Origin of the sequence: Actinoplanes sp. NPDC051513 (genome assembly GCF_044454685.1) — a bacterium.
Lineage (GTDB): Bacteria > Actinomycetota > Actinomycetes > Mycobacteriales > Micromonosporaceae > Actinoplanes.
In genome coordinates this window covers 30,881-53,898 of the sequence record NZ_JBITDW010000001.1, presented here as the reverse complement: position 1 = coordinate 53,898, position 23,018 = coordinate 30,881, and the positions used below count along the sequence as shown (strand labels likewise).

The 23,018-nt window shown below is 70.0% G+C and carries 20 protein-coding genes; 11 read left to right on the top strand and 9 right to left on the bottom strand.

Features of this window, described 5'->3' with window-relative positions; all coding sequences use genetic code 11:
- Positions 1-177 precede the first annotated feature (177 nt).
- Positions 178-1,215, bottom strand: coding sequence for a YCF48-related protein (locus tag ACIA5D_RS00250; RefSeq protein ID WP_396027634.1), 1,038 nt, complete (start codon positions 1,213-1,215; stop codon positions 178-180).
- A gap of 16 nt (positions 1,216-1,231) precedes the next feature.
- Positions 1,232-2,950 (bottom strand): alpha/beta hydrolase, encoded by a 1,719-nt coding sequence (locus ACIA5D_RS00245; protein WP_396027633.1) that lies wholly within the window; start codon positions 2,948-2,950, stop codon positions 1,232-1,234.
- Between the two features lie 249 nt (positions 2,951-3,199).
- Here ACIA5D_RS00245 and ACIA5D_RS00240 point away from each other — a divergent pair, with 249 nt between their 5' ends.
- The 4 genes from ACIA5D_RS00240 to ACIA5D_RS00225 are packed head-to-tail and all read left to right on the top strand — an operon-like array spanning position 3,200 to position 8,164.
- On the top strand, positions 3,200-5,002 hold the full coding sequence (locus ACIA5D_RS00240) for a diguanylate cyclase domain-containing protein (protein WP_396027632.1): 1,803 nt from the start codon (positions 3,200-3,202) through the stop codon (positions 5,000-5,002).
- Between the two features lie 49 nt (positions 5,003-5,051).
- Positions 5,052-6,776: an acyl-CoA dehydrogenase gene (locus ACIA5D_RS00235; RefSeq protein WP_396027631.1), complete on the top strand. Its 1,725-nt coding sequence runs from the start codon at positions 5,052-5,054 to the stop codon at positions 6,774-6,776.
- 9 nt (positions 6,777-6,785) lie between these two features.
- The gene (gene ligD / locus ACIA5D_RS00230; RefSeq protein ID WP_396027630.1) at positions 6,786-7,730 is read left to right on the top strand and encodes a non-homologous end-joining DNA ligase; all 945 of its coding nucleotides are present in this window, start codon (positions 6,786-6,788) and stop codon (positions 7,728-7,730) included.
- Positions 7,727-8,164, top strand: a complete 438-nt coding sequence (locus ACIA5D_RS00225; RefSeq protein ID WP_396027629.1) for a YdeI/OmpD-associated family protein — start codon at positions 7,727-7,729, stop codon at positions 8,162-8,164. Before ligD ends, ACIA5D_RS00225 begins: the two co-directional genes overlap by 4 nt.
- A gap of 3 nt (positions 8,165-8,167) precedes the next feature.
- On the opposite strand, the gene ACIA5D_RS00220 is transcribed toward ACIA5D_RS00225, so the two are convergent.
- Complete coding sequence (locus ACIA5D_RS00220) at positions 8,168-9,379, bottom strand: hypothetical protein (RefSeq protein ID WP_396027628.1); 1,212 nt, start codon at positions 9,377-9,379, stop codon at positions 8,168-8,170.
- 162 nt (positions 9,380-9,541) lie between these two features.
- On the opposite strand from ACIA5D_RS00220, the gene ACIA5D_RS00215 reads away from it, so the two are divergent.
- Entirely contained in the window at positions 9,542-10,246 is a 705-nt protein-coding gene (locus tag ACIA5D_RS00215; protein ID WP_396027627.1) for a SemiSWEET transporter, read from the top strand.
- A gap of 85 nt (positions 10,247-10,331) precedes the next feature.
- Here ACIA5D_RS00215 and ACIA5D_RS00210 read toward each other — a convergent pair whose 3' ends face one another.
- Both ACIA5D_RS00210 and ACIA5D_RS00205 read right to left on the bottom strand, forming a co-directional pair.
- On the bottom strand, positions 10,332-11,006 hold the full coding sequence (locus ACIA5D_RS00210; protein WP_396027626.1) for a response regulator: 675 nt from the start codon (positions 11,004-11,006) through the stop codon (positions 10,332-10,334).
- Complete coding sequence (locus ACIA5D_RS00205; protein WP_396027625.1) at positions 10,997-12,679, bottom strand: sensor histidine kinase; 1,683 nt, start codon at positions 12,677-12,679, stop codon at positions 10,997-10,999. Before ACIA5D_RS00205 ends, ACIA5D_RS00210 begins: the two co-directional genes overlap by 10 nt.
- 237 nt (positions 12,680-12,916) lie before the next feature.
- Here ACIA5D_RS00205 and ACIA5D_RS00200 point away from each other — a divergent pair, with 237 nt between their 5' ends.
- On the top strand, positions 12,917-14,347 hold the full coding sequence (locus tag ACIA5D_RS00200) for a TRAP transporter substrate-binding protein (protein WP_396027624.1): 1,431 nt from the start codon (positions 12,917-12,919) through the stop codon (positions 14,345-14,347).
- Positions 14,348-14,358: 11 nt separating this feature from the next.
- Here the strand turns inward: ACIA5D_RS00200 and ACIA5D_RS00195 are convergent, their stop codons facing one another.
- Together ACIA5D_RS00195 and ACIA5D_RS00190 are read right to left on the bottom strand one after the other, a co-directional pair.
- Positions 14,359-15,912, bottom strand: a complete 1,554-nt coding sequence (locus tag ACIA5D_RS00195; protein ID WP_396027623.1) for a sensor histidine kinase — start codon at positions 15,910-15,912, stop codon at positions 14,359-14,361.
- A gap of 7 nt (positions 15,913-15,919) precedes the next feature.
- Positions 15,920-16,408 carry a response regulator transcription factor gene (locus ACIA5D_RS00190; protein ID WP_396027622.1) on the bottom strand — a complete coding sequence of 163 codons (489 nt, stop codon included), beginning with the start codon at positions 16,406-16,408 and terminating at the stop codon, positions 15,920-15,922.
- A 224-nt stretch (positions 16,409-16,632) separates the two neighbouring features.
- Here ACIA5D_RS00190 and ACIA5D_RS00185 point away from each other — a divergent pair, with 224 nt between their 5' ends.
- The 5 genes from ACIA5D_RS00185 to ACIA5D_RS00165 all read left to right on the top strand — a co-directional run bounded on the left by ACIA5D_RS00185 (position 16,633) and on the right by ACIA5D_RS00165 (position 20,811).
- Positions 16,633-17,478, top strand: coding sequence for an SMP-30/gluconolactonase/LRE family protein (locus tag ACIA5D_RS00185; protein WP_396027621.1), 846 nt, complete (start codon positions 16,633-16,635; stop codon positions 17,476-17,478).
- Positions 17,479-17,768: 290 nt separating this feature from the next.
- Positions 17,769-19,253, top strand: coding sequence for a recombinase family protein (locus tag ACIA5D_RS00180; RefSeq protein WP_396027620.1), 1,485 nt, complete (start codon positions 17,769-17,771; stop codon positions 19,251-19,253).
- Positions 19,254-19,875: 622 nt separating this feature from the next.
- Entirely contained in the window at positions 19,876-20,079 is a 204-nt protein-coding gene (locus ACIA5D_RS00175; protein WP_396027619.1) for a hypothetical protein, read from the top strand.
- Positions 20,080-20,228: 149 nt separating this feature from the next.
- Complete coding sequence (locus tag ACIA5D_RS00170) at positions 20,229-20,513, top strand: hypothetical protein (RefSeq protein ID WP_396027618.1); 285 nt, start codon at positions 20,229-20,231, stop codon at positions 20,511-20,513.
- 61 nt (positions 20,514-20,574) lie between these two features.
- Positions 20,575-20,811 (top strand): hypothetical protein, encoded by a 237-nt coding sequence (locus tag ACIA5D_RS00165; protein WP_396027617.1) that lies wholly within the window; start codon positions 20,575-20,577, stop codon positions 20,809-20,811.
- A 174-nt stretch (positions 20,812-20,985) separates the two neighbouring features.
- On the opposite strand, the gene ACIA5D_RS00160 is transcribed toward ACIA5D_RS00165, so the two are convergent.
- Complete coding sequence (locus ACIA5D_RS00160; protein ID WP_396027616.1) at positions 20,986-21,588, bottom strand: DUF1877 family protein; 603 nt, start codon at positions 21,586-21,588, stop codon at positions 20,986-20,988.
- A gap of 237 nt (positions 21,589-21,825) precedes the next feature.
- Positions 21,826-22,947, bottom strand: a complete 1,122-nt coding sequence (locus tag ACIA5D_RS00155) for a DUF6183 family protein (protein ID WP_396027615.1) — start codon at positions 22,945-22,947, stop codon at positions 21,826-21,828.
- Between the last annotated feature and the right edge of the window lie 71 nt (positions 22,948-23,018).

Here is a 23,018-nt window from a genome sequence, read left to right as displayed (position 1 = left end):
CGTCGACTCCTGGGCGGCTGACGAACGGCGGCTGACGAACGGCGCGACCGCCGGGCCGGCCCGGCGGTCGCGCTACCTATCAGGTCAAAGCCGGCTATCAAGTCAAAGCCGGTCGAGTCAGTGCCAGGCCGGTCGAGTCAGTGCCAGGCCGGTCGAGTCAGTGCCAGGCTGGTCGAGTCAGTGCCAGGAAAGCCTCGCGACCCGGCCCTGCTCGCCCGACGCCCAGCAAGCGCCATCGGCCGCGCACAGCACCGCGTCGAAGCTGCCGGTGTCGAACCGCTTCCAGGTGCGCCCGCCGTCGTACGAGAGATCGCTCCCGGTCGGCCCGACCGCCAGCGCCACCGGCCCGTGCCCCACCCAGGCCGCGCCCGACCGATACTCGCCCGGAACCGTCCGCGCGACCGTCCAGGTGTGGCCCTTGAGATACGCCGCCCCGGCCGGCGCCGTGGTGGGCGCCACGTAGTCTCCGCCCACGGCCAGCCCGTGCGACGCGTCGCGATACGCCAGGCTGTAGATTCCCGCGCTCGGACCGCTGGGAACCGGCGTGTTCGTCACCGACCACCGGAGCCCGCCGTCCCGCGAGGTGAAGACCCGGGCCGACGCGCCGCCCCCGGTCGCGAAGAACGCCTTGCCGCCCGCCGACACCAGGCAGGTCCCGCTGGCGGCGAAGGCGAACTCGCCCGCCAGCGCCGCCGGCATTCCCGCGGCCGGCAGCACCCGCCACGACCGCCCGCCGTCGCCGGTGGCGAGAATCCGGAACTTGCCGTCCACCGGGTCGGACAGGGCCAGCCCGTGCCGCCGGTCGAGGAACGTCATGCAGTCGTAGAACGCGTTCGCGTCCTGGTTGACGAAGGCCGACCGCCAGCTCCGGCCGCCGTCCGAGGTCGTGTAGATGCGGGAGTCGGCGCCGTTCCCGATGGTCAGCGCCACGGCGTTGCGGGCGTCGAACGCCTCGATGTCGCGGAACTGCAGCGCCGCGGCGTCCGCCGGGCCGACCGAGGCCCAGTTCCGGCCGCCGTCGCCGGTTCGCAGGATCGTGCCCTCGGTGCCCGCCACCCACGCGACCTTGCCGCTGACCGGCGCCAGGCCGCGGAAGCGCACGGTCACGCCGGTGTCGGTGACCTGCCAGTGCGGCCCGTGCCCGGTGAAGCCGGCGGTGGCGGCGAGCACGGCCACTCCGGCGATCGCGATCGACAACTTTCGGTGCAACATCATGAATCGGAACGTACCGCTATCGATCGAGCAGGTCACGCAGCCGTACGGTATCGGCGGTCGTCCATCCCGGCGGCGGGGCCAGCGCGGCCCAGCCGTCGACCGTCCCGGACTTGTAGACATGGCCGTGCCCGGTCGGCGCCTTGTTCGCGAAGATCAGGTCGACCGTGGTCTGCCAGAAGGTGATCACCGGGTACCAGTGCATGGCGGGGGTCACGTCGGGACCGCGCTCGCCGTGCAGCCACTCGGGCCGATGCCAGAGCAGGTTGGGGTTCACCCAGACGACCGGGTCGGACGAGTTCTGCATGTAGATGACCTTGGGCGGCGGTCCGGTGCGATCGCGCAGCTCCGAGGCGCGGCTGGCGAACTCGATCGGCAGCGCCGGGTACGACGGGTCCCACACGGGCGTGCCGTCGGCCCGGTCGCGGGTGAGCTGCTGGTGGATCGGGTTGGCGAAGGTCGGCCCCTCGAGCAGGATGCCGTCGGCGCCGGCGACCATCTTCTCGGCGCTGCCGAACGTATGTTCCGTGCCGTACGTCCCCAGGCTCTCCCCGAAGATCAACAGCTTGGGCCGTGCGCCGGCGGGCATCGCGGCCCATCGCTCGTGCACCGCCGTGATCAGGGCGGATGCCGCGTCGACGACCTGGGTGCGGCCGAAGAGGAAGCAGAGCGCGCTGGGCAGGTACGAATACTGCATCGACACGAGCGCGGTGTTGCCGCCGTACATGTATTCCAGCGAGCTGGTCACGTCGTTGTCGACCCAGCCGGTGCCGGTCGGGGTGAAGACCGCCACCACCGCGCGGTCGAACGCGCCGGTGCGCTCCATCTCACGCACCAGCAGGTCGGCCCGCTGCCGCACGTCGCCGGCCGAGGCGAGCCCGGCGTAGAGCCGGATCGGCTCGGTCGACGGCTCGCCGGTGAAGTCGGTGATCTGCTGCTGCGTCGGCGCGTTGGTCACGAAGTTGCGGCCCTGACGGCCCAGCGAATCCCAGCTGACCAGCGAGCCGGGCCCGCCCGAGCGCATAGACGTGGCCGGGCGCATGACGCCGGTGCCGGTGCCGCTGTCGGTGATCGCCGCCGAGCGGTCGGCGGTGGTGTAGAGGTTGTCGACCAGCAGGCCGTCGAAGGCGCCGTAGCTGAGCACGGTGACCAGCACGAAGCCGGCGCAGTAGGCCGCCGACTCGGGCACGAGACGCTCGAGGAGCCGGGCGATGCCGTGCGCGGACAGCCGCAGCAGCCGGGCGGTCAGCAGGAGCAGGGCGAAGGTGAGCAGGCTGACGCCGACGGTGCGCATCGCGTCGTACTCCGGCTGGGGCTCCATGCCGAGGCGGACGCGCAGGTCGCGCTGCCATCGGGTGCCGAGCCACAAGAAGATCAGGATGAGCACCGGCACCAGCGCGAACAGCAGGCGCCAGGCGATGAGCTCGACGCGGCGGCTCGGCCACCAGCGCAGCCGCACCAGGGCGCCGATCGCGGTGCCGAGCAGGTATCCGATGGCGGCGGTGAGCCCGGCGACCACGCCCTGCAGGAGCCAGGGGCGGGGGAGCAGGGACGGGGTGAAGGAGAGGCAGTAGAAGACGGCCGACAGGCCGAAGCCGGTCAGGCTGAGGCCGCACCGGACCACTCGCCGGACGGGGGGCGTGCTCTTCACCAACGAGGGGCTGCGCCGCTGCGCGGGAATCCAGCTGCGCCGCGGCGCGGATGTGTCCGGCGGAGCCGTCACCACCAGCCTGCGCATAGGCGCTCCCCCAAGCCGCTCGGCCGAACAGGTCGAAGGATCGTCCGATCCTTGCGACGCCGCAACTACGTTCCGCCGTCGCACCCCCATCTTCTGCCACACGGGCCACTCGCGCACTGCCATAAATACGTCAAGGTCGGACATTTGCGGGCGTGGCAAGGGATCTTCCCGGGGAATCCCCTAAGGAGGCGCGTTTTCCTTGAAGGTTTCGGCCCCGGTGCCGATGACATCCGGAGGAAGGGGTGAGTCATGCGGCTACGCAACTGGATCGCCGTGGTGGTCAGCGCGCTGTTGCTCGCCGCGGCCGGCACCATCGGCATCCTGGTGAACCGGTCGGCGCTGCGCGCGGCCGACACTGTGCACCGGGCCGACTCGCAGGCGCTCGCCGTCAACAACGGCACGCTCACCCGCCAGCTTCAGCTGCTGACCGCGGGCGAGCTGGCCGATTTCCTCACCGACCACGTGCTGCACCTCGGCAAGAACAGCCCGACTGATCTGCAGACGCTCAACACGCTGGTCGCCAAGAGCGACACCTTCGGGTACGGCGCGCTGATCACCGACCTCAGCGGCGACGTGCTGACCGCGACCCGGACCGACGGGCTGCCGGCGGCCGCCGACCCCGGCTGGAAGCCGCTGCGCACCCTGCTCGCCGCCGGTCAGGCCGGCTTCTCCGCGGTGATGGCCGTGGACGGCGTCCACCTCCAGGCGGTCGCCGTGCCGATCGTGGTGGGCTCGAGCGCGGCCGGCGTTCTGATCGGCCTGAACGCGGTCGCCTCCACCCCGTTGCAGAAGTATCTCGAGGGGCTCAAGGACGACACCCACACGACCAGCGTGGTCGACGCGAACGGCACCATCGGCTCCACCGACCAGGACGAGAACGTCGGCAAGCAGATCGACCCGGCGATCCGGGCGGCGATCGCACAGGCGCCGCGCAGCGGCATGTTCCTCGAGTACTCCAGCGGCAGCACCAAGATGATCGCCCTGGTGGTCGGTCAGCTCCCCGGTGGCTGGGCGTACGTGCGGGTGCAGACCAGGTCGTCGTTCGACGGCGCGGTGCACAGCAAGAGCCAGACGCTGAACATGACGCTGCTCGCGATCATTCTGATCGGCGTCACCGCGGTGTCGATCCTCGGCTACCGCACGATGGTGCAGCGCCGCCGCAACGACGAGCGGTTCCAGGCGCTGTTCCAGCACGCCCCCGACCTGGTGTCGGTGCTCGACGCGGACGGGAAGATCGCGTACTCGAGCCCGAGCGCCGGCGCGGTGCTCGGCTTCGGCAGCGGCGCTCTGGTCGGCACCAGCGTCTTCGACATCGTGCACCCGGACGACCGGCCGTACATGGTGCACCACTTCTCGCAGCTGATGGCCGAGCGGGACGCGGTGATGCGCCTGCAATGCCGGATCCGGCCGGCCAGCGGCGACTACCGCTGGTTCGAGTTCACCGCGTCCAACCAGATGCACAACCCGGCGCTGAACGGCGTGGTGATCAACGCCCGCGACGTCTCGGACACCCGCGCCTTCCAGGAGCGGCTGGCGCACGAGGCGGCGCACGACGCGCTGACCGGGCTGCCGAACCGGCGGCGCATGCAGGACGTGCTGGGCGCCTCGCTGCGCGACGACGCCGTGGCGGTGCTCTTCGTCGACCTCGACGGCTTCAAGCCGGTCAACGACGCGCACGGCCACGAGGCCGGGGACGAGTTGTTGCGCCAGGTGTCGCAGCGACTCAGCTCATGCGTACGGGAGAACGACGTGCTCTCCCGGGTCGGCGGCGACGAGTTCGTGGTCCTCATGCCCGGCGTGTACGACCCGGCCGACACCGAGGCCATGTGCGCCCGCATCCGCCAGTCCGTCGAGGCCCCGTTCGTGATCGACGGCGCCGAGGTACGCATCGGCGCGAGCGTCGGCGTGCACCTGGCGCCGCTCTCCTGCGACCCCGACGAGGCGCTGCGCGCGGCCGACCACGCCATGTACACGATCAAGAAGTCCCGTACCCGGCCGGCGCTCGCGGGCGGAAAGCCGGGCCGGGCCGGGCGTCACCGCGCGGAGCCCTGAGCGGGCACACTGGAGGTCCTGCCTCCGACTGGCGAACGGCGGTGACCGCGTGTCCCGGATCCTGTCCCGGCGTGACCTCGACTTCCTTCTGTACGAGTGGCTCGACGTCGAGACGCTGACCGCGCGGGAGCGGTTCGCCGAACACTCGCGCGAGACGTTCGACGCGTTCCTCGACGTCTGCGCGCGCATCGCCGAGCGCGACTTCGCCCCGCACAACCGCCGCAACGATCTCGAGGAGCCGACCTTCGACGGCGAGCGGGTGCACGTCATCCCCGAGGTGGCGGCGGCGCTCAAGGCGTTCAACGAGGCCGGCCTGACCGCGGCCACCATGGACGAGCGGTTCGGCGGCTCCCAGCTGCCGGTCGTCGTGGCCCGGGCCTGCTTCCTGTGGTTCCAGGCCGCGAACATCGGCACCTCGTCGTACCCGATGCTGACCATGGCGAACGCACATCTGCTGATCACCCACGGCAGCCAGGAACAGATCGACACGTACGTCCGGCCGATGCTCGAGGGCCGGTTCACCGGCACGATGTGCCTGTCCGAGCCGCAGGCCGGCTCGTCGCTGAGCGAGGTGACCACCAGGGCGGTCCCGGCGGGCGACGGCACCTACCGGATCACCGGCTCCAAGATGTGGATCTCGGGCGGCGACCACGAGCTGAGCGAGACGATCGTGCACCTCGTGCTGGCCCGGGCAGCCGGCGCCCCGGCCGGCGTGAAGGGCCTGTCGCTGTTCATCGTGCCCAAGCACCTGGTCGCCGCCGACGGCACGGTCGGTGAGCGCAACGGGGTCGCGCTGGCCGGCCTCAACCACAAGATGGGCTACCGCGGCACCACCAACGCCGTGCTCTCCTTCGACGACGCCACCGGATACCTGGTCGGGGAACAGGGCAAGGGCCTCGCCTACATGTTCCTCATGATGAACGAGGCGCGGATCGGCGTGGGCGCCGGCGCGGTGGCGCTCGGCTACACCGGGTACCTGCACGCCCTCGCCTACGCCCGGGAGCGGCTGCAGGGCCGTCCGGTCGCCGCCAAGGACCCGGCCGCCCCGCCCGTCCCGATCGTGGACCACCCCGACGTGCGCCGCATGTTGCTCGCCTCCAAGTCGTACGTCGAAGGGGGTCTCGCTCTTGTGCTCTTCGCCGCGAAGCTCCTCGACGAACCGTCGGCCGAGAACGGCCTGTTGCTCGATGTGCTCACGCCGATCGTGAAGGCGTGGCCGTCGCAGTGGTGCCGGCTCGCCGACGACCACGCGATCCAGATCCACGGCGGGTACGGCTATACCAGGGAGTACCCGGTCGAGCAGTTCTACCGCGACAACCGGCTCAACTCGATCCACGAGGGCACCGACGGGATCCAGGCGCTCGACCTGCTCGGCCGCAAGGTCGTGATGCGTGACGGCGCCGGCCTTGCCCTGCTTCTCGACAAGATTCGCGAAACGGCCGCCGACGCCCCCGCCGATCTTGGTGAGCCGGTGCTGGCCGCGGCCGACCGCCTGGCCCGCACCACCGCCAAGCTCTGGGCCGGCGGCGACCCGACCGTCGCGCTCGCCAACGCGACCGCCTACCTGGACGCCGCCGGCCACCTGGTGATCGCGTGGCTCTGGCTTTCGCAGCTGCGGGCCGCGGGGAACAAATCGGGCGATTTCTACGAGGGCAAGCGGCTGGCCGCGCGCTACTTCATCACCCACGAACTGCCGAGGACCGGTCCGCTTTTCGATCTGCTCGACTCCCGGGACACCTTGATGGTTGATCTGAAGGATGCCTGGTTGGGCTAGGTTGAGCCAATGGCGTCCCCTTCGACGCAGGTCGAGGTCGGTGACTACGAGGTCCGCGTCTCCAACCCGGGGCGGATCTACTTTCCCGACCTCGGCCTGACCAAGCTCGACCTGGTCAACTACTACCTCTCGGTCGGCGACGGCATCGTCCGGGCGCTGCGCGAGCGCCCGTGCATGCTGCACCGCTTCCCCGACGGCCTGGCCGGCGAGAAGGTGCACCAGAAGCGGGTGCCGCACGGCGCGCCGCCGTGGCTCGAGACGGTCCGGGTGAAGTTCCCGCGCTACAACCGGCACGCCGACGAACTGTGCGTCACCAAGCTGGCCGACGTGATCTGGGCGGTGCAGATGTCGACCGTCGAGTTCCACCCGTGGAACTCGCGGCGTGCCGACACCGAGAAGCCCGACGAGTGGCGCATCGACCTCGACCCGATGCCGGACTGCCCGTTCGACCGGGTTCGCCGGGTCGCGGCCGTGGCCCACGAGGTGCTCGACGAACTCGGCATCACCGGCTATCCGAAGACATCCGGCGGCCACGGCCTGCACGTCTACGTGCGGATCCGGCCGGACTGGCCGTTCGGCGAGGTGCGGCGGGCGGCCCTGGCGTTCGCCCGCGAGGTCGAGCGGCGCGCGCCCGACGACGTGACCACCACCTGGTGGCGCAAGGACCGCGACCCGTCGAAGCTGTTCGTCGACTACAACCAGAACGCGCGCGACCACACGATCGCCAGCGCGTACTCGGTGCGCGGCGTGCCCACCGGCACGGTCTCCACCCCGATCGAGTGGTCCGAGATCCCCGATGTCGACCCGCGCGAATTCACTCTGCTCACCGTGCCGTCGCGCTTCGCCAAGCTCGGCGATCTGCACAAGACCATCGACGACGAGGCGTTCTCGCTCGATACGCTGCTGGAATGGGCCGACCGGGACGGCCTGGACCTGTCGGAGGACGAGGCATGAGGCTGACCATCGAGCTCCAGCGCACCGGCGGCAACACGACCGGCTTCGAGATCCCCTCCTCGGCGGTGGACGAGCTCGGTGGTGGCGGCCGTCCCAAGGTCGCCGCGACCGTGAACGGCTTCACGTTCCGCTCGACGATCGCCAAGATGGGCGGCGGCTACTGGCTCGGCGTCAGCGCCGAGCGCCGCACCGCAGCCAAGATCGAGGGCGGCCAGGTCTACGACCTCGACATCGAGCTCGACACCGCCCCGCGGGTGATCGAGACGCCGGACGACCTTCGGGCGGCCCTCGACTCCGATGTCGCCGCCCGCGCCACCTGGGAGAAGCTCTCCTATTCCCACCAGCGTCAGCACGTCGACGCCATCAACGCGGCCAAGACCCCTTCGACGCGCGAACGTCGCGTGGTCAAGGCGATCGAGATGCTGCGGCGCTAGGGCCTAGCCCGGCTTGTAGGCGATCGCCGGGTCGAGCAGGCGCACCCACCCGGGCCGCCACGCCAGGGCGCGGGCGTCCATCTCCTCCTGAAGATTCGTACGCCACGGGCCGGAGACGCCGTCGTCGGCCCACCACTGCGGCCACGAGTCGTACCGCCGCTCGATCTGCACGCTCGACGCCGTGGTCTGCACCCGCAGGAACAGCCAGCGGCCGTACCGCGGGTCGGACTCCGCCTGCCGCAGCCGGCGCACCAGGCCGTTCAGCTCGTGGAACGCCTGGAAGCGCTGCTCGCCGGGCCGGTCGGCCGGCGGCCCGTCGCCCGGCTGCACGCTCATGCTGGCCGCGTCGGCGTAGGCGAGGAGCGTGCAGCGCCCGTCCCCGGACGGTGACCGCTCGCGCATCCAGCCGGCCAGCGCGTCCAGCTCGCCGGTGGCCGGGGGAGCGGGCCGGCGCAGCTCGTCGGCGTCGTGCATGGCGCCCCACACCAGGCGGTCGTGCTCGCTCTGGCTCAGGCGCCGCACCCGGCGTATCGGCGGCCGCTCGCCGGCCGCGATGCGCGGCGGGCGGGTGCCGGACGTGATGCCGCCCCGGCCGGCCGCGAACAGCGCCGCCCGCAGGTCGAGCCGCGGCTCGGTGAGCCGGCCCAGCAGCCGCTCGAACGCGCCGCCGCTGACCTCGCCGCGCACCGCGGCCGAGAGCAGCCGCTCGGACGCGTGCCGCACGTCGTCGCGCTCGGCGGGAGTCGCCAGGGTGTGCTGCCCCCATTCCTGGACGATCTCGCCGAGCTCGCGCAGCGTGTTCTCGCCGCTGAGCACCGCGCCGACCGTGTCGACCAGGCCGTCGGCGACGCCGTCCCGGTAGCGGCAGCGCGACCAGCGGCCCTGGTCGTGCCAGACCACGAAGCCGAGCCGGTCGGCTTCGGCCAGCGCGGCCAGGTCGTCCCAGGGCAGCCAGCCGGGCGCGCCGGTGAGCAGGTCGATCGGCGGCTCGGCCGAGGCGGTCGCACTGTGATCGCGGTCATAGCCGAACAGCACCGCCCGCGCGCCGTCGAGCAGCGCCAGCCGCGCCCAGCTGCCGCCATGATCGTCGTGGTGGGCGCCGCGCTCGTCGACGTACCAGACGTCGGCGAAGCCGATGCCGGCCAGCGACGCGGCAAGCGTCGCCCAGCGGGTCCACAGCAGCCCGGGCGCGGGCAGGTCCACGTCGGTCAGCATCCGTCCACTGTGCCAAATGGCTCGCCGCCGATGTGACCCCCTCGCGCCGTTCGTTGCCCAATGCGAAAGGTTGCAGGTCGGTGGCAGCGCGGGGATCCCGGTAAGGACGTGCGGCAACCGGGCGAAGGGACATTCGGCCCTGACCCCGACCGGAAACGGATCATGCTTACCCACGCCCTCGGCTGCCTCGGTGCCGCGCTCTCCATGTCCCTGTCCTGGCCCCAGGTCTATAAGTCCTGCGTACAGCGCCGCACCGGCGGCCTGTCCGCCACCGCGAGCGCGCTGGGCGTGGCGCTACCGCTCGGGTGGATCACCTACGGCCTGCTCAGCGGCGAGCGCATCCAGATCGTCACGAACGTGGTGACCGGCACGGCGGCCTCGGCGATCCTGGTGGCGCTGCTGGCGACGCAGCCGGCGCTGCGCTCGGGCCGGGCGCTGCGGCTGAGCGCCGGCACCTTCGCCGGCGTCCTGACGATGGTCCTTCTGAGCGGTCTGGCGGCGGCCCTTCCGGGTGTACGGGCGGAGAAGGTCGCCCCGCTGCTCGGCCTGGTGCTGGCCGCCGTCTCGGTGCTGTCGGCGATCCCCCAGCCGCTCGCCCTGCTGCGCGACCGTGATCAGGACCTCTCCGGCCTGTCCCCGCTGCGCTGGCGGATGGGCGCCGGCGCGTGCGCGTCGTGGCTGGTCTACGGCCTCGGCACGGCCCAGCCCGCGGTCTACGCCTCCGCCTCGGTGGGCCTGATCAGCGCCCTGATCGTGTGCACGATCCTCCACCTGCGCAGCGAGAAGACGGCCACCGTGATCGACCACGACGCCGCCCGCTGGCGCGACTCGATCACCACCCGCAACCTCGCGATGGCCGGTATCTGAGAACCCGGGCCGGGCTCACCGACGGTGACCCGGCACCCGCGGGGCCGGCCTGGCGGCCAACCTCGGCCGCCATCGCCAACCCGGATCAGATGTCCTCTCGGCCAGGCTTCGTGGCGTGATGGCGCAGGTAGGCAAGCACGGCGAGCACGCGCCGGTGTGAGTCGGGGTCGTCGGTGAGGCCGAGTTGCAGGAACGCCTTGGTGATGTGCGATTCGACCGTCCGTTCGGTGATGTGGAGGCGGGCGGCGATGGCGTGGTTCGACAACCCCTCAGCGACCAGGCCCAGGACTTCGGTGGCGCGCTTGCTGAGGGCGTCGAGAGGATCGGCGGTCCGGCGGCGGCGGAAGAGGCGGGAGACGATCGTGGGGTCGACGACGGTTTCCCCTTCGGTGATGCGCCGGAGGGCGTCGACGAGCACGGCGACGTCGAAGACGCGGTCCTTCAGGAGGTATCCGACGCCCCCGGGCCGGTCCTCGATCAATCGCATGGCGTAGCTGGGCTCGACGTACTGGGAGAGGACAAGTACGCCGACCCGCGGGTACACGCTGCGGATGTGTCGCGCCGCGACCAGCCCTTCGTCGGTGTGGGTGGGTGGCATGCGGATGTCGACGATGACGACGTCGGGACGCGACACGTCAACCATCGACACCAGTTCCGCGGCGTTGTCCGCCTGACCGACGACATCGTGGCCCTGCCCGGTGAGCAGGTGGACGAGGCCCTCCCGGGTGAGCATGGAGTCGTCGGCGACGGCTATCCGCATGGGATCTCCGCCCGCAGGGTTCCGTTCTCGTAGATCAGGGTGCCGTCGGCAGCGCCGATCCGATCGAGGAGATACTGCGTCGGCGCGCCCTGCGTGCCATCGAGCCGCAGCACAAGTCTGTCGCCCAGCGTGCCGGCGTGGACGGTGAGGCCGGCGTGGACGGTGAGGCCGGCGGGCCGGTTCGTCGCCAAAGACTCGGTCACGACGAGGTAGGCCGTCTGCTCGGTTGCTGCCGGAAGCCGCCGGTCGGGCATGGCGCCGATCTGGATCACCGTGCTGGCTTGATCGGCGAGCGTCCAGAGTGCGGCTTCGAGGCCGGACTCTTCCAGGATGGCCGGGAAGATGCCGTGGGCGAGGTCGCGCAGGTCGACGAGGGATCGCTGCGCGGCGTCGATCAGTCCGTCCAGCGCCGCCGCCTGCCCGCCGTGGACGGATGGGTCCGATCGGGCCAGGCGGAGTTCGTAGAGGACTGCCAACAGCCGCTGCTGAGCACCGTCGTGCAGGTCGCGCTCGATGCTCCGGCGGGCCGAGTCGGCGGCCGTGATGATGCGCCGCTGAGAGGCGCGCAGGTCCTCGAGATGGGCGAGCAGCTCGGCGCTGAGCCGCTCGTTGTCGATGGCGAGCAGGGCGGCGGATCCGATCTGCTGGCGCAGCGCGCGATCGTCGATGAGGTCCCGTTCGTGGGAGACGACCGCCAGCGGGGTGCCGTCGCGGACGATGGATGTCAACGCCCGCCCCTCGCCGGCGCGCGGATGAACCTCGTGGCCCGATCGGTCGACGTACCGCTCGACGCCGGGCAGCCAGTAGGCGACGGTCAACGAGGGGTCGCCCAGCAGCCGCGACAGTGCCGCCTGCAGCGATCCGGTGCCGCGCGGTTCGTCGAGCTCGTTGACCAGGGTGACGAAGGCGGCACGGCGCCGCCGCCGTTGCCACAGGAACCAGATCGCGCCGGCGGCGAGCGCCGTGAGGGCAGCCGCACGGGCCAGGAACAGTCCCGCGAACAGGTCGCGTTCCGGGTCCTCCGCCGGACCGCCGAGGCGGGCCGCGGCGTACACCGCCTCCGCGGTGGACGCGAGGGCGGCCGGCAGGATGATGGGCCATCCGACGGCCCGGGCGATCGCCGTCGCGGTGGCGAGCTGCCACGTGACCGCGATCAGCGTGCCGACGCCGATCACCATGACCGTGGCCGGCCAGGCCTGCTCGATCACTCGCGCTCCTCCCGGACTCCCGGCGAGCAGGAACGCGTTGTCGGTGCAGTCGCTCCAGCATCGCGGGTCCCGAAACGGGTCCCATGTGATCGCGTAGCCGAAGCCGGCCAGCGTGGTGAGCCCGTACGCGGCCGCCACCGCGATACGCCGGGGGGCGCCGATCACCCGCCCGGCCGGAGCAGCCACCGCGATATGCGCGAGGACCGGGACGAGAAAGGGCGCCGCGACGATGCCGATGCTTCGCGCGAGCGGCGGCCCGCCTTCCCAGCCGACGAGCGCGGGAGCGAGCCAGGCCGCCGAGGCGAGGACGCAGAGGGAGGACAGCGAACCGGTCGCGGGGTCGCGGACGGCCAGCCATCCGGCGGCGTCCAGCCCGAACCCGGCAACGACGATGGCGGCGGCCGCCACGGCGGACGCGGCGGCGTACGTCGTCACCACACCACCGTCGTGTGCGAGGGCAACCATCGTCAGGACACTCCAACAGCCACCTGACACGGCCAGGAGTACCGTCGAAAATGCCCGTCGACGCATGGGTCGATTCTCGCCGCTTCCGCGTTCCGGGGCGACTGTGGCCAGCCACGATATTTCGCCGGGCAGGACTGGTGCCAGCCGCGATGTGCGAACGCCGCTGCCTCCCTAACGTCGGTCTCATCCCGATGGTGCGCAGGAGAGGACAGGACGATGAGGCAACTGGATCGGAAAATGGTAGCGATCGCGGCAGCGGCGGCGGTGTTGGCCGTGTCCGGGTGCACCGACAAGGCCCGCAGCAAAGCCGGCGGGAATTCGCCACCCGTGACGCTGCGGATCGGGACGAATGACGAGCCCGGCCGGCCCTCGTCCCGCGAGATCGAGGAGTTCGCCCGTCAGGTGGGAACGAGGTCGCACGGACAGATCCGGGTCGAGCCGGTCTGGCAGGCGGCCGGAACAGATGTCGCCACCGGCTGGGATCAGGCAGTCGCCCACCTGGTCATGAAGGGCGACCTGGACATGGGAATGATCCCCACCCGAACCTGGGACACCGAGAACGTGACTTCGCTGCGCGCTCTTCAGGCGCCCTTCCTGGTGGACTCCGACGGCCTGGCGAAACAGGTGGTGGCCGCGGACCTGGCCGGCGAGATGCTCGCGGGGCTGGACCGGGCAGGTGTCACCGGCCTTGCCCTGATCCCCGAGAGCACCCGCCACATCTTCGGCTACGGCAAGCCCTTGCTGTCGCCGGCCGACCTCCACGGCGTGAACATCCGGGTTCCGCTTTCCAACACGAGCTTCGCGCTGTTCCGCGCCCTCGGCTCCACGCCAACCGACCTCGAAGGACCCGAGGCCCGACTCGCGGGCGCCGAATCCTCCTTCGAACTGGTCCCGCATGACGCGACGACCGCGACCGGCAACGTCACGCCGTACTCCAAAATCAACTCGGTGGTCATCAACAGCAAGAGATTCGCGGCCTTCGACCAGACACAGCGTGAACTGCTGCGGGCGGCCGCGATCGCGACCCGCGACTGGGGAATGCGGTCCATGCCCGTCACCGCCGACGAGGCGAAGCAGTTCTGCCAGAACGGCCACACGGTCGTCCTGGCCGCGCCGGCCGACCTCGCCGCGTTCCGGCGCGAAGCACAACCCGTCTACGCCGAACTGGAGAAGGACTCCCAGACCGCGGCGCTCATCACCGCGATCCGCGGCCTCGCGGCACGCACGGAGCCGGCACCGCCGGTCGCCGCCTGCAGCCCTCCGGCCGCCGCCACCGCGTCCGCCCAGCCCGCTGCGAGCGTCTTTCCCGACGGCACGTATCGCAAAGAGGCTTCCGAACAGGCGATGCTCGCCGGCGGGGTCAACGGACGTGACGCCAAGGACCACGCCGGGCTCTGGACGATGACCTTCGACAAGGGAGCCTTCACCATCCAGCAACGCGGCTATCCGGTCGGCCCGGGCGTCTATTGCATCGCGGGCGACACGATCACGGTGGCGGAAGGACGATCCCGGTGCGGTGGAACCGACGGACGCGAGATCTTCGTCGCCACCTGGCGGCTGGACAAGGACCAGTTGTGGTTCACCGCGACCGTAGCCGGCAACGGCACCACCCCGGGCGCCCTGATGAGAACGCTCTTCGGCGGTGAGCCGTGGACGAAGATCGACTAACCGTGCTCGCATCATCGAGGCTGGCCGCCGAGCGGAAACTCGGCGGCCAGTGTCGTGCCGGCTCCGGACTCGGAGTCGACCCGCAACGTGCCGCCGACGGATTCCACCCGGTCCATCAGACCCCGGATGCCGCTTCCGCCGGCAACTGCCGCGCCGCCCACCCCGTCGTCGGCCACCGTGACGACCAGCGCCCCGAGCCGCACCGCCGCCTCGACCCGCGCCGCCGACGCCGCGCCGTGTTTCGCCACGTTGGTGAGGGCCTCGGCGCACAGGTAGTAGACGGCCATCTCGATCTCCGGGTCGAAGCGCCGGCGCGTCACCGAGACCTCCACCGGAACGGGACAGCGACTCGACAGCGCCGCCACCGCCGAGGACAGACCGTCGGCGAGCTCGCGCGGGTACAACCCGCGCGCTGCATCGTGCAGGTCGACCAGTGTCCGCTCGAGCTGATCCACCGCCCGTGCCAGGTGAGCATCGCCGTACCGCGGGATTCGGCGGAGCTCGGCCGACATGCCGACCAGACGCGATTCGGCAGTGGTGGCCAGCCTCTGCTCCAGACGTCGCCGCTCCTCGTCGACCGCACGCTGCAGCCGGCGACGCGACGCCGACACGTCGGCGACGCGCGTTCGGATGCCCGCCTGCAACACGGCGTGGGCCGACGTCAGCCGGCCGGCCGCGGCGACCGCCTCGGCGATCGTCGAGTCCGCCCGGAGGGAGCCATGGAGCAACGCCGCGAACGGACGACCCTCGCGATCGACTTTCGTCAACATCTGCCGGCCGGCGGCCGGTGGGCTCAGCACCCCGCCCGCCTCATCGATGTAGGCCGCCCGGGACGCCTCCCAATATCCGAGTCGCACGGCCGGGTCGCCGAGCAGATCGGCCAGCGCGTCGCGCAGCGGTTCCGACCGGATGCGCCCGAGCTCGACGACCAGGTCGGTGACGGCGGTGACGGCGGCGGGACGAAGACCGGTCCAGAGGATGCCGACCGCGACCACGAGCGCCGCCTCGTACGCCAGCAGCGACGGCAGCACCGCCTCGGCCGGCCACGCCAGACAGGCCACCGCGGCGAGCACCACCACCGCGGCGAGACCCGTGCCGACCTTGCACGCGACCTGCCGGACGCGCTGCCCGCGTAGGCGCGCCCGACGCAGGCCCGCCGCTGAAACGCCCAACGCGATGCAGCCGGCGACCAGGCTGGTCGCCTGGTCACGCCAGATCGGGCTCGACACCGCGGCGGCGTAGCCGACCCCCACGACCAGCCAGCCGCCGCGGGAGGCGGAACGCCCACCCGGGTACGCGACGAGCAGGTGAACCAGCACCCCGCGATGCCAATAGGTGGCCTCCGGCACGACCGTCCCGGCGAACCACGCCACACCCGTGGCGGTCAGCAGGAGACCCGTGCCGCGAACCCGGACCACCAGCGACGCCCCGGCGACGAACAGGACGACACCCACGGCCAGATCGGGAAGCCACAGCAACGGCTGATCCACGTCGAACGCCCAGGCATCAGCGATCGCGCCACCGGCGATGCCGATGGCCGCGATCACGAGCCGGGCCCGACGCACCACACACCTAGCCGATCAGTCGCCGCAACGATGCGCCGCTCACGTCGATCTTGGCCAGAAATCCCCGTACCGGGGCATTCGCCAATCGAGGGCCGTAAGCCGCTCCATCCCGGCTGGACACCAGCACCACCACGGGCGGATCGGGCATTCGCGCCACCGACTCGGCTACCGCGATCCCGTCCATGTCCGGAAGCCGGACGTCCAGCAGCACGACGTCCGGGCTCAGCCTGCCGACGGCGCGGATCGCCTCGGCCCCGGTACCGGCCTCACCCAGCACGACGAACCCGTCCGCCTCCAGCAGCGCTCGCACCGAGATCCGATACTCGGCATGATCGTCAACCACCAGAACGGAACGCGGCACAGGGTCATCATCCCCGCACCCAGCGCCACCGCACATTGTGGCAGACCACAGTCCCTGCACTGTCGGCGCCGGGCAGTCCTTGATCACCTTCCGGCGTCTTGTATCGCGGGACGCCGCGAAGGCCACGGCCAGCATCGCCGAGCGACGCTACCTGGAGTCCCGCGCCGGTCGACCGAGAACCTGCGGCAAGCCGGTCCGATGCTGCGCCGGAGCGGAACCGGCCATCGCAGATCCGAGCCGATGAGCGTCTCCCTGCCGGCAACGGCCGTGTGGACGCTGGTTCGCCTGGGTGTGCGGCTGTTGTCGATCCGGCCGGTTGCCGTTCGTGTAGGAGGTGGAGAGCGGACGGAGGAGGAGACATGCGTAAGCCTGAGGTTCTGCTGACCGGTTTGGGAATCCCCGAGTCGCCGCGCTGGCATGATGGCCGGTTGTGGTTCTGCAACTGGATCGACCGCCAGGTCGTGGCCGTGAGTCTCGACGGCAAACCGGAGGTCGCGTCCGTCACGGGTGACCGGTCGATGGGGTACTCGATCGACTGGCTGCCCGATGGCAGCTTACTGATCACCGGCGGTCAGCTGCGGCGTCAGGAGCCGGACGGATCACTGGTCGTTCTCGACGACCATCCGTGCAACGAGATCGTGGTGGATGGCCGCGGCCACGTCTACGTCAACGGCGCCGACTTCGACTTCGCCGGTGGCGGGGCACCCACCCCCGGTTACATCAAACTGGTCACACCGGACGGCGAAATACGCCAGGTCGCGGGTGACATCGAGTTTCCCAACGGTATGGCCATCACCCCCGACGGCGAGACGCTGATCATTTCGGAGTCGTTCGCCGGCCGGCTCACCGCCTTCGACATCGACGCGGATGGAGGGCTGCGCAACCGGCGGGTGTTCGCCGCCGGTCTTGGCCCGGACGGTATCTGCCTCGATGCCGAGGGCGCCGTCTGGGTCTCGACGGGCGGGTTCTCGTTCGTCCGTGTTGCGGACGGTGGCGAAGTTCTGGATCGCGTCGAGCTCCCGGAAGACCGGGCCCCGTTCGCGTTGATGCTCGGCGGCCCGGACCGGCGCACGCTGTTCATCATGACGGCCGAATGGCGCAACGCCGACAGCATCACCGACAACCTCGCGCGGCTGAACAACGGTCCGCGTACGGGCGAGATCCTGACCCTGCCGGTCACGGTGCCCGGCGTGGGCAGGCCGTGACGACCTTGGGGTCGAGAGGATTGCTGGGGCACCGAACGTAGCCCCTGGTCCGGCTCTGGGGGCAGTAGCGGGTGCTGGGGAGGCGTGCTGTGGGTGTTATTTGCGTGGGTGGTAGAGGTTGCGGCGGGGTCGTTGGTGGGGGTCGGTGCTGCGTGGGGGGATGAAGTCGGGTTGGTGGTCGGTGCCGAGGCGGATGGTCCAGCCTGCGTTGGGGTGGTGGATGAGTCGGTGGTGGTGTCGGCAGAGTAGGACCAGGTTGTAAGCCCTTCCCTAGTTGGTAGAATTGATGGATGTCGTCCAATGCCAACGCCTCGCCGCAGACAGCACGGGAATATCTACGGGTAAGCCGCGACAAATCGGGTCGAGAGCGGTCCCCGGACGAGCAACACGCCGATCATGTCGTGGTCGGCGCTGAGCGAGGGTGGGCTCTGGGTGCCGCGTACCGCGACATCGGTAGCGCGTCGAAGTATGCAGTCAAGGCGCGTGCTGGGTTTGACCAGTTGGTTGCCGATCTTGAGACGGATTGCTTCGGAGCCGAGTTGCTGATCTTGTGGGAGGGTTCCCGCGGGTCACGGCGGACGAACGAGTGGGTTCGCCTGATCGAGCTTTGCGAGGACCGTCACGTGAGGATCTTCATTTTCACGTATGAGCGGGTGTTCGATCCGGCCAATCCGTACGATCGTGCGGACTTGCTCGAGTTGGCGATCAAGAGCGAGTTGGCGTCGGCGGAGACGTCCAAGCGGACCCGGAGGGCGGCTGCCGCTACTGCCGCTGCGGGCCGACCGGCCGGGCGGTGTCCGTATGGGTATCGGCGGCGGTATGACCCGGTGACGAGAAAATTCGAGGCGCAGGAGGAGGAGCCGCAAGAGGCCGCTGTCGTGCGGGAGCTGTTCTCCCGGCTGCATGCCGGTCATTCGCTGCGGTCGATTGCGATGGACTTCGAAGAACGCGGGATCCGGACGAGGTCTGGCAGGTTCTTCAGTTCGCAGCATCTTCGATCGTTGGCGCTGATGCCCGCCTATGCGGGGATCCGGGTGCATGATCCTGGCCGGGAGAGCGGCCATACGCTATCGCCCGATGCGAAGTTCACGGACGCAGTGTGGCCGGCTCTCGTAGACCGTCTCGTGTTCCTAGCGGTGAAGCGACGGCTGACCGACCCGGCGCGAGTGACTACTCGGCCGGGCCGGGGTGTGCATCTGCTGTCGATGATCGGGCTGTGCGATCCATGTGGTGGGCCGCTTGCTGCAGTGCGGATGCGGGAGGGTCAGGAGTACCGGTGCCATCGCAAGAGTTGCGTGCGGATCGGGTATGCGGAGTTGAACACGTTCGTGGAAGCCGCCGTCGTCGCGTATATCTCGCGTCCGGAAAATCTGGCCTGGCTGACCGCTCGTGATGATGACGAGGAGTTGCTGGCGGCGCGTCGACAAGTCGCGGAGATCAGGTCCGAGCTGGACGATCTCGCCGATCAGGTGGGAGCGGGTCGGTTGTCGGCTTCGCTGGCCGCGCGAGCAGAGCCGGGAATTCGCGCTCGTCTGAATGCGGCCGAGGCCCGCGAGGCCGAACTGGCGACGCCTGCCCCGCTGAGGGATCTGATCGGAGCGGACATGGATCCGGTCGAGCGATGGCAGAATGCCCCGATGTCCGCGCGTCGCGAAGTGGTGAAGCTGCTGTTTTCGCCAGAGTTGATTGGGCAACTGCGGGTGTTGCGGTCGCCAACGCGAGGCCATCATTGCCCTGTCTCGGAACGGGTCCGGTGGGATCGTAAAGGTCAATAGTCAGCCGCTCGGCTATGTTGGGCGGATGCTGGCAGCCGCCCGCAGCCCTCGGCGTCCTAATTAGTCATCGACGAGTCGGTGGAGACGTACGGCGCTGAGGATTGAGTATCGGCGTGAGGGCGTCCTGTTGCTCGGTGGTCAGCTGTGGCCACTGTTCAACGACCGCGACGACGTGAGACATGTAGGCGGTGTCGCCGAGGATCCTGCGCAACGCGGTCGACTCCGGGGTGTCCCCGGGCCGGGGCCGCGCTGCGAGAGCGAGTGCCGTCATGAGATCGGCATGGTGCGGTTCATTTGCGGCGGCTGTGATTTGCGGCGGACGGTCGGGTCGGGCAGCGTGGACGGCGATCGTTTTGGCGGTCAGCTGTTCAGAATCCGCCATAGGCAGTCCATTGCGAGAGTGTCGGCCGTCGCTGGGGATGGGCGTTCATCGTGGACCTCCTGGAGTGCGGGCGGGGAGTGGATGGTCTGCCAGGCGGCAGGACTTGGACACGATTTGTTTGCTTGCGGAGCGGTGGCGTGCCGGGGGTGTTCTGCCGCAATGCCGGATCATCCATAGGCGGTCGGGCTGCTTCGTGTCCCGGAGGCGCTGGGACGATGGGCTGGAACGGTTGAGCCAAACATGATTGCGACTCCGTTCGTCGGTACGGAAGAGCCCGCCGGGCGGTCGCTCGGCGGGCAAGTTTCGGTGCTCTGCCTGCGTGTCGAGGGGCCACGGGCACGTCAGGCGCGGATGGCTCGCCCTGCCGCCGAGCGCGCCTACGGCTCCGCCAAGCAGCAGCTGGTCAATGACGCTGCCGAGGGCTGCCGTCGGTCGCTGACCTGACGTCGCCGAGCTCCGGGTCTTGACGAGTCCGCCGAGATCCACACACGCCCTGCCTGGGCGTGGTCCCGGTCGCAGCGGTCAACGATCAGGGCGAAGCCGCCGCTACCGGGCATCCGACCGCAGGCCAGATCTATGCCGAGCAGCCGAATATGTCTTCCGCTCGCCTCGTCACGCAGGACCTTGTCAGGGCGGGCCTCGCCCTGCAGGAGAAGCGGACCGGCGAGGCTGTCTACGGGATGTGCACCCTGGACGTCCGCGGGCGTCTCGCCGACAAGGCCCTGCTCGCCGCGCTGGGCTGGGACACCGGCTTACGCCTGGAGATCCGCGCGGCCAGGCCGGGTGAGCATTCGCCTGCCCCGGGCGCCATGACCAGCCTCGGCCGGTCGCGGCCGCCGCCGGGTAGACGTCGGCACGGGGAGGCCAGCGCAGGATGACGGCGCCGGTGTCGAGTATCGCCTGGGCGCCGCCGAGCCCGTCGATGGTCGGGCCGAGGTCGTGCGGCAGGACCCGGCGGTTGTTGAGCGGGATGGTCCGGTCGTACGCGCCGGTGACCAGGACGACGGCGAGTTCCTCCATCGGGGTCGGCGCGCCGACCCCGATGGAGGCGAGCAGGCCGTCTTCGTGGTCGTCAGCGACGATCTGCTGCGGTGTGTGTCCGCGCGGCAGGAGCAGGGTGCTGATGGTGATCCGGAACCGCCGTTCGACGGCGAAGCCGGTCCCGTCGGGGTGTAGTCGCCCGCGAGCCGGTACGCGATCTCGCCGATGTCGACCCGGCAGACGGCCACGGTCAGCCGCCCGGCGGCGGTGGTCATGCTGAACCCGTCAATTCAGTCGATCTGCCACGGGCTGCTGTCGTCGCCGGTGACGTCGCCGAGGCCGGCTCCGGCGAGGCACTGGATGTCCGAGTTAGAAGAGCGTGATGATCAGGTCGAGCCCTCGCCCTGGCGCCGAGCGGCAGTAATCGGCGAATTCCCGGACGTAGCCGAGTACCCGAGCGAAGGCCTCGTCGTCGTCATCCTCAGGGTGCACCTTGTAGACGCCGAGGCGGGCCATCTCGGCCACCGAGAACTCGCTGCGGATGGCGTCGACCTCCAGGTCGTCGATGTATTGGACAGCCGCCGTGAGGAACGCCGCCGTCGAGCAACGCCAGTGCGGCCCTTGACCGCTTTGCGCGTGCTCGGCGAACAACTCGTCGCCGAGGATGATGCGGTAGACCATCGACCGCTCCCGCTCCTCCCATGTGCGCGGCGCGCGGTAGGCAGCCGGATCGAGAAGGTACTCGGCCTGTTCGAAGGCCCGGCCGTTGAAGTGGGAGATCCATCCGCTGCCGGGTGGGAGTACGGCGAGGAGCTGCCGGCTGACCTTCGGTAGTGGCACGTCGTAATCCGGGTCCGCGAATGCGAACGGCGGGTGAGTGTCGGCCAGCTCCCACAGGCCGGGGTCGGTACGGATCATTCGCATCGGAGCGGCGTCCAACGGCACCGTGATGCTGATGAAATCAAGACCCACGAATACCAGCAGAACACATCTGCGCGCCTCCGCATGTCGGTTTCGGATCGACGACGACCTCGCTGCCCGAGGACGTGTGGCGCGACGCTGGCTCCGGAGACCGGGGGCCGTCGCCGTACTGCAGGGCGCGACGCTCGGCAGCCACCATCGGCGCCTGGACGGCCAAACCCTCCTCACCGCTTTCGGCAGGGGTTCCGGCGCTAGCAAGCTGATTCGCGGTCACGAATGCCGTCACGGTCAGTCGGTGTCGGTGGCGGCCAGAACAGCGACGTGCCGCCGGTCGGGCGCCATGGCGACCAGTGCGATGTCCCAGGCGACCTGGGCGAACCACGTCGTGGTCGTGTCGACGGTGTACCAAGAGTGATCGTTTGCCCGCTGTTCTACCTCGTTAGCGGGAGCGTCGGCTGGTGAGTCAGTCAGTGCTCCGACCGATCGCCACGCGGCGAGCCGCCCCTGCGCGCCGCCCTCGCCGACGCTGTACGCGCCTCCCTCGCTGGCTGCTACGAACAGCAGCTGCCAGGCGTGCGCTGGGGTGCACTGCCTGATCTGCGGTATTGCCGAAGCTCCTGCCATGCACTCGAGATCCAGGAGCGCCAGCAGGTCTGCCAAGGAATCCTCGGCTAGGACGTCGGCCAGTTCGAACGTGCGGGCTTCGCAGGAACCATTGGACCGGTCGACCCAGTTGGCCACCGCCGAGCCGATCGCGGCGGCCGTCGCCGAGGTCGTGGTCTCTCGCCATGTCGGGACGCGCGTACCGCCGACCGCCGCGGGCACGGCGGTACCGCTGGCCGCAGTGGTGGGACCGCTGAAGCTGGTTCCGTCGAGGCGGTAGCGCGGCAGCTGCGGCCGGCCTTCGAGCGCGGTCAGCGATCGCGGGAGCCAGTCGCTGGAATACTGCTGGCGTTGGGGCGATCTCAACCACCACCCGATCGCGGGAATCTTCTGCACCTCGACCCCACGAAGGACCAGCTCCTGCACCAGACATGCGCACAACTCCTCGTCGGCGTCGCCGTCGGAGAACAACGCGGCCAGACCCCAGCTCGACTGGCCTGCGGACAGCAGCGAGGCCGCCTGGCGTCGGAGCGTGGCGTCGTCGGTAGCCGTGACCATGCGTACGGCCTGGGTGATGTATTGCGCGCCAGCTGTGAGGGCCAGCAGCCGCAGCAATCGCTCGTACACGCTGCGGGACTGCCACGGCCGAACGGGTGCCGAGCCGTAGCGGCCCCACACTGCGATTCCGAGATCAGCGACGAAGGACTCCTGGCCGGCAGCCATCTTGGCTTCAGCCAGGTCCCATACCTCACGCACGTCATCGAGCTGATCAAGGCTCGCTGCGATCCGGACGGGGTCGTCGTTCACGATGTCTTCTTCCTTCGTCGCCTTCGAGACGGCAGATGCACGTACGACCTTCAGCTCTACGGTGGCAGCGG

Excerpts from the sequence above, each read along its gene's own strand:
- ACIA5D_RS00250 (WP_396027634.1), bottom strand. The coding sequence starts at position 1,215 with ATGATGTTGCACCGAAAGTTGTCGATCGCGATCGCCGGAGTGGCCGTG.
- ACIA5D_RS00245 (WP_396027633.1), bottom strand. The coding sequence starts at position 2,950 with ATGCGCAGGCTGGTGGTGACGGCTCCGCCGGACACATCCGCGCCGCGG.
- ACIA5D_RS00240 (WP_396027632.1), top strand. The coding sequence starts at position 3,200 with ATGCGGCTACGCAACTGGATCGCCGTGGTGGTCAGCGCGCTGTTGCTC.
- ligD (WP_396027630.1), top strand. The coding sequence starts at position 6,786 with ATGGCGTCCCCTTCGACGCAGGTCGAGGTCGGTGACTACGAGGTCCGC.
- ACIA5D_RS00225 (WP_396027629.1), top strand. The coding sequence starts at position 7,727 with ATGAGGCTGACCATCGAGCTCCAGCGCACCGGCGGCAACACGACCGGC.
- ACIA5D_RS00220 (WP_396027628.1), bottom strand. The coding sequence starts at position 9,379 with ATGCTGACCGACGTGGACCTGCCCGCGCCCGGGCTGCTGTGGACCCGC.
- ACIA5D_RS00215 (WP_396027627.1), top strand. The coding sequence starts at position 9,542 with ATGCTTACCCACGCCCTCGGCTGCCTCGGTGCCGCGCTCTCCATGTCC.
- ACIA5D_RS00210 (WP_396027626.1), bottom strand. The coding sequence starts at position 11,006 with ATGCGGATAGCCGTCGCCGACGACTCCATGCTCACCCGGGAGGGCCTC.
- ACIA5D_RS00205 (WP_396027625.1), bottom strand. The coding sequence starts at position 12,679 with ATGGTTGCCCTCGCACACGACGGTGGTGTGGTGACGACGTACGCCGCC.
- ACIA5D_RS00200 (WP_396027624.1), top strand. The coding sequence starts at position 12,917 with ATGGTAGCGATCGCGGCAGCGGCGGCGGTGTTGGCCGTGTCCGGGTGC.
- ACIA5D_RS00190 (WP_396027622.1), bottom strand. The coding sequence starts at position 16,408 with ATGCTGGCCGTGGCCTTCGCGGCGTCCCGCGATACAAGACGCCGGAAG.
- ACIA5D_RS00185 (WP_396027621.1), top strand. The coding sequence starts at position 16,633 with ATGCGTAAGCCTGAGGTTCTGCTGACCGGTTTGGGAATCCCCGAGTCG.
- ACIA5D_RS00180 (WP_396027620.1), top strand. The coding sequence starts at position 17,769 with ATGTCGTCCAATGCCAACGCCTCGCCGCAGACAGCACGGGAATATCTA.
- ACIA5D_RS00175 (WP_396027619.1), top strand. The coding sequence starts at position 19,876 with ATGATTGCGACTCCGTTCGTCGGTACGGAAGAGCCCGCCGGGCGGTCG.
- ACIA5D_RS00170 (WP_396027618.1), top strand. The coding sequence starts at position 20,229 with ATGTCTTCCGCTCGCCTCGTCACGCAGGACCTTGTCAGGGCGGGCCTC.